The organism is Bacteroides sp. CAG:633, from assembly GCF_000435115.1.
Lineage (GTDB): Bacteria > Bacteroidota > Bacteroidia > Bacteroidales > Bacteroidaceae > Bacteroides > Bacteroides ndongoniae.
This window is the reverse complement of sequence record NZ_FR883134.1, coordinates 23,164-25,203: the sequence shown is the minus strand read 5'-3', so window position 1 is coordinate 25,203 and position 2,040 is coordinate 23,164. Positions and strand designations below refer to the sequence as shown.

Sequence of the window (2,040 nt, the reverse complement as noted above, 5' to 3'; positions counted from 1 at the left end):
AGGGGCTACCCTAAAATTTGAAACTTACGAGTATAAGAAAATCCCCTAGATAACATAAAGCGGAATTTTATTGATTGTCCGACGGCCGTTGGAATATTTATCCCCCAGATGAAGATTTTCCGGATAAAATACTGTAACTTTGCCGCCTGATTATAAATGTAACTGATACGAATATGGCAGCAAAACCTTGTATTCCGAAAGGAACCCGTGACTTTTCGCCGGTAGAAATGGCGAAACGCAACTATATATTCAACACCATCCGCGACGTGTATCACCTCTATGGCTTCCAGCAGATAGAAACACCCGCTATGGAGATGCTTTCTACGCTGATGGGCAAGTATGGCGAGGAAGGCGACAAGCTCCTGTTCAAGATACAGAACTCGGGCGACTACTTCTCTGGCCTGACCGATGACGAACTGCTGAGCCGTAACGCCGCTAAGCTGGCCTGCAAATTCTGCGAGAAAGGCTTGCGCTACGACCTGACGGTGCCTTTTGCACGCTACGTGGTGATGCATCGTGACGAAATTACTTTCCCTTTCAAACGCTATCAGATTCAACCCGTATGGCGTGCCGACCGTCCGCAGAAGGGACGTTACCGCGAGTTCTACCAGTGCGATGCCGACGTGGTGGGCAGTGATTCGTTGCTGAACGAAGTGGAACTGATGCAGATTGTCGACACGGTGTTCAGCCGTTTCGGTATACGGGTGTGCATCAAAATCAACAACCGCAAGATTCTGACCGGTATTGCTGAAATTATCGGCGAGGCAGACAAGATAGTAGACATTACCGTAGCCATCGACAAGTTGGACAAAATAGGTTTGGATAACGTGAATGCCGAACTGCGTGAAAAAGGCATCGGCGACGAGGCCATCGCCAAACTGCAACCTATCATTCTGCTGAGTGGATCGAACGAAGAGAAACTGGCTACGTTGAAGCAGGTATTGGCAGCCAGCGAAACCGGATTGAAGGGAGTGGAAGAGAGCGAGTTCATCCTTTCTACCCTGAAGGGATTGGGACTGAAAAACGAATTAGAGCTTGATCTGACCTTGGCACGCGGACTGAACTATTATACAGGTGCCATCTTCGAGGTGAAAGCCTTGGACGTGCAGATAGGTAGCATCACCGGTGGCGGACGCTATGACAACCTGACAGGTGTCTTCGGCATGGCCGGTGTGAGCGGTGTAGGTATCTCGTTCGGTGCCGACCGTATCTTCGATGTGCTCAACCAGTTGGATCTTTACCCGAAGGAAGCCGTGAACGGCACCCAACTGCTCTTCATCAACTTTGGTGAAAAGGAAGCAGCCTTTTCCATGCAGGTACTGGCGCAGGTACGCGCTGCAGGCATCCGTGCCGAGATCTTCCCGGACAGCAGTAAGATGAAGAAACAGATGAGCTACGCCAATGCTAAAGGCATTCCGTTCGTAGCACTGGTGGGCGAAAACGAGATGAACGAAGGCAAGGTGACCCTGAAAAATATGGAAACCGGCGAACAGCGTCTGGTGACTCCTGATGAACTGGTGGCAGAATTGGGTGACTAACCGATAAGAAAGATAAAAGACTATTAAAAGGGAGTGGGTTTCTGCTCCCTTTTTTGTATATTTGTAATCAGGGTGTAAAAGCAATGTAACAGGCGTGGGTTACTTTTGCATCGGACTTATAAATATGGAGGAGGTTATTATGTTTTCCATTCAACTAAACGAGAACAGGCACAATCTGCTGATTGGGGTAGTAATGTTTATTGTGGCCATTTTGTTTCTTTTGTACATGGGAAGTGCCATGGTCAGTTCGACGAAGGCATTCTGGAGCATTTGAACAAGATAAACTGTGCCGAAGAAATACGGCTTTGAGAAACGAATTGATTGATTCCCTGACGATGGATTTTTCCATAGTTAGGGAATATTTTTTTCCCAGTTAGGAAATTATTTTTTCCCAGTTAGGGAAAAAATATTCCCCAGTTAGGTAATTTTCTGCATCTTCCTGACGGGCTGAAATCTGAAATAATTGCATAGGTTTGATTCGTGTAGCGTCAAATTGGCAGGA

The 2,040-nt window shown here is 47.3% G+C and carries 1 protein-coding gene; it reads left to right on the top strand.

The annotated features are described in order from the left end of the window. Positions 1-173 precede the first annotated feature (173 nt). Positions 174-1,538 (top strand): histidine--tRNA ligase, encoded by a 1,365-nt coding sequence (gene hisS, locus QVP67_RS13080; protein ID WP_022164014.1) that lies wholly within the window; start codon positions 174-176, stop codon positions 1,536-1,538. The last annotated feature ends 502 nt before the right edge of the window (positions 1,539-2,040 follow it).

Excerpts from the sequence above, each read along its gene's own strand:
- hisS (WP_022164014.1), top strand. The coding sequence starts at position 174 with ATGGCAGCAAAACCTTGTATTCCGAAAGGAACCCGTGACTTTTCGCCG.